At 36.3% G+C, this 3,600-nt stretch carries 2 protein-coding genes; one reads left to right on the top strand and one right to left on the bottom strand.

The genetic code is table 11. From position 1 onward, the window contains the following. The first annotated feature begins 205 nt into the window (after positions 1-205). Positions 206-823 carry a TetR/AcrR family transcriptional regulator gene (locus tag AB3X49_RS19495; protein WP_002165497.1) on the top strand — a complete coding sequence of 206 codons (618 nt, stop codon included), beginning with the start codon at positions 206-208 and terminating at the stop codon, positions 821-823. Between the two features lie 55 nt (positions 824-878). On the opposite strand, the gene ppsA is transcribed toward AB3X49_RS19495, so the two are convergent. Further along, positions 879-3,485, bottom strand: a complete 2,607-nt coding sequence (ppsA, locus tag AB3X49_RS19490; RefSeq protein ID WP_367964152.1) for a phosphoenolpyruvate synthase — start codon at positions 3,483-3,485, stop codon at positions 879-881. Positions 3,486-3,600: the final 115 nt, after the last annotated feature.

Genomic DNA, 3,600 nt, shown 5'->3' with positions numbered 1-3,600 from the left:
ACTGGAGATAACAATAAAAGTTTGTTTTTAAACATTTTCTTTTCTCCTCCTTTAATTTGATTTATAATAACCAACAACGTGTTGTTTATTTATATTTGAATTATATGTTCGAGTTGAACCTTATACAATAATCAAAAATCGTGAATGTGTCGGTTATAAGACACATCCTTAAAATGTGTTGGCTAAAATTAAGGAGGGACATACTTTGCGCGATAGTAATCTAGATTTACGTGTTATTCGTACGAAAACTGCCATACGAAATGCATTAGTGGAATTAATTGAGGAAAAAGGTTTTGACGCCATTACAGTGAAAGATATTACTACGAAGGCAAACATAAATCGTGGTACATTTTATACACATTACCAAGATAAATTTGATTTAATGACAAAATGCCAAGAAGAAATTATGTATGAATTTTCTAGCATTGCTAAACAGAGATTACCGGAAGTTATTGCTGATCTTGGATCAAGCCCTTCCCCCACAATGCCATTTATACTTATCGCTTCTATTCTTGAATTTCTAAATGAAAATAGTGATTTTATGAAAGCTGTACTAAGCCCAAAAGGAGATTTATCTTTCCAAACGAAACTGAAAGACTTTATGTGGAAAACACTATTTGAAGATACGAATGGGCCTCTCATTAATAAGGAGGATTTACTTGTCCCAAGCCAATACTTAGCTTCTTATATGGCATCTGCTCATATAGGTGTCATTCAACAATGGTTAAATAATGGACAAAAAGAAACACCTGAGGAGATTGCTCGTATTTTATCAACAATCGCAGTTCATGGACCTTTTTATGCGGCTGGTTTAAAGAAATAAGTCCGCTATATAATAAAAGATCATCCACTATAATAGCGGATGATCTTTTATTTCATTACAACACTTCAATATACCCTTCTGTTCCATGTACCCGAATTCGCTGCCCATCTTTTATTAGTTTCGTAGCATTCTCTACTCCGACGACTGCTGGTAATCCATATTCACGTGCGATAACTGCTCCATGCGTCATGAGTCCACCAACTTCAGTGACTAACCCTTTTATAGACACAAACAATGGTGTCCATCCAGGGTCAGTAAAGGCAGTAACTAATATATCTCCATCTTCTAAATTCGCATCTTCCATATTTAAAATAACACGCGCTCTCCCCTCAATCACTCCTGAAGAAACAGGCAAACCTACAATCGCGTCAGCCGGAAGATTTTCTCGTTTATATTTACCTGTAATGATTTCTCCATCAGACGTCATTACACGTGGAGGCGTTAGTTTTTCATATAATTTGTAATCATTTTTTTGTTTATGAATAAGCTCGTAATCTAGTTTATTCGTGCGGACAACTTCGTGAAGTTCTTCAAAAGTTAGATAGTATATATCTTCTATTTCATGAATAACGCTATTTTGCACGAGTTGCTCGGCTTCTTTCAATATTTCCTGCTTATATATGAAATAGCGATTAATCATACCGTATTTTGGATATTCACGATAACCGATAAAATTTCGGATGTTACGAATCATTCGCTTCGTCTCTTCTACTTTTTGTTTACCATCCGGCAAATGCTGCAATCGATTTACTAACTCCTCTTCTTTTTTCAAAGCTTCTTGCAACCCTTCTTCAAACTTCCGTTTACTAGCGCCAGCTTCAAAGTCTCTTATATTATTTAAAATCATTGGGATAATGATTGTTGGCTTTTCACTCCAGCGCGTTTTCGTAATGTCGATTTCTCCGCTGCATCTCATTCCGTATTTATTTAGAAAAGTTAGAATGGCATCTCGAGCTTTTTCTCCTCCTTTAAATTGAACTAATTCATCTAAAAAGTTATCATTTTCTACATGTTGTAAATACGCAATAACTTCTGGATATGGCCGAATCACATCAGCAACATCGAGTAATGCTAGCCCCATTTCAGACGTAATATTGTTTTGTACTGATTGAGAAAGTGTGTCTGCTGCATTCTTTTCGCCTAGCCATTGCTCCATTTTTTCATTGATCCATGTTGAAGCATCCATACCTGCCATAATGACAGCCATACTTTGCGGATGAAATAATATTTTCTTTAATTGCTGCATATCTTCCAAAATAAAATCAAGTACATCCACCCCTGATTTCGTTTGCATGTTTCGTTTTAACTCTTCAATTGATGCTTGATTCATTTCTATTAAATCCGTAACGATTGCTGGATTGTTTTCGACTTGTGGTTGCGTACTTGCAGGTGGTCCACTTTTACCAACACTCTTTTCTTTTTCATCATCTGGTAACAATGTAATAAAATCATCTCGCTCGACTACAGTCGTTAATGCATCTTTAATAAGCGGTTCCGAATTCCCTATCATATTTAATAAAAGTTCTCTACTAGTAGGCGAAGCCAATCTTTGTGCAACATCAACAAACAACCTTCCTCCAGCTTGAAACCTCTGTCCAAAAGATGTTAACTGGAATAAAGACATTCCTAATGGCTTCAAGGGATCGGTCATCATTTGCTGGTGACCAACCGATACATACACATGATTTTCCCCATCATTTACTTCTGGTATTGGATATAAAGTCGTGATTGGGCGACTTTGGACAATATAAAATGTATCATCCACTAAACACCATTCAATATCTTGCGGACAACCAAAATAGGCTTCAATCTGTCTTCCAATCTGTGCTAGTTGTAAAATTTGTTGTTCAGACAATGTTTGAATTTTTTGCTGAGCCAGATCAACCTGTTTCGTCTCCGTTCCGCCCTCTTTTAAAGCATAAATAGCTAATTTTTTAGTTGCTATCATCTTTCCAGTAATTTCGCCTTCTTTTACTTTATAATTATCGGCAGAGACCAGTCCTGATACTAACGCCTCACCAAGTCCAAAACTGGCATCAATTGATACTACCTTTCGGTTAGAAGTAACCGGATCAGCAGTAAATAAAATTCCCGAAGCCTCAGGGAAAACCATTTTCTGAACGACAGCACATATAGAAACTTGATTATGTTCAAAATCATTTTGCATGCGGTACATAACTGCTCGCTCTGTAAATAAAGAAGCCCAGCACTTTCTTACATGCTGCAAAATCGCTTCTTTTCCGATGATATTTAAATACGTATCTTGTTGACCAGCAAACGAGGCATATGGTAAATCTTCAGCAGTAGCGCTAGAACGCACTGCATACGCATGTTCATTTCCAAAACGTGAGAGATAATGAGCTACCGCTTCCACTACATCAGAAGGGATTTCTACTGCCATAATGACTTTTCTAATCTTCTTACTAATTTCACCAATTTGAGCTCGCTCTTCCATTTTCAACTTTGTTAGCTGCTGCAACAAAGTTTGAAGCTCTTCATTTTTCTCGATAGCCTTTTGATACCCTACCGTTGTAACACAAAATCCTTCTGGCACTTGTATACCTTGAATATTTGATAACTCCCCTAAATTCAAACCTTTTCCACCAACGAGTGAAAGCTGTGTTTTTTCTATTTCCTGAAAATCGAGAACGAAAGAACTCATGTAACATCTCTCCTTACTATGCATGTGTTCTTGATTGTAGCAGTAGTAAATGAGAATAAACAGTCTATTTTGAACTTGATTTACATGATATAATTAAGTTAGGAAGAGATAATTA

It is taken from the genome of Bacillus sp. C30, from assembly GCF_040838255.1.
Lineage (GTDB): Bacteria > Bacillota > Bacilli > Bacillales > Bacillaceae_G > Bacillus_A > Bacillus_A mycoides.
The sequence above is the reverse complement of the archived record's forward strand: the minus strand, read 5'-3'. Positions and strand labels throughout refer to the sequence as shown.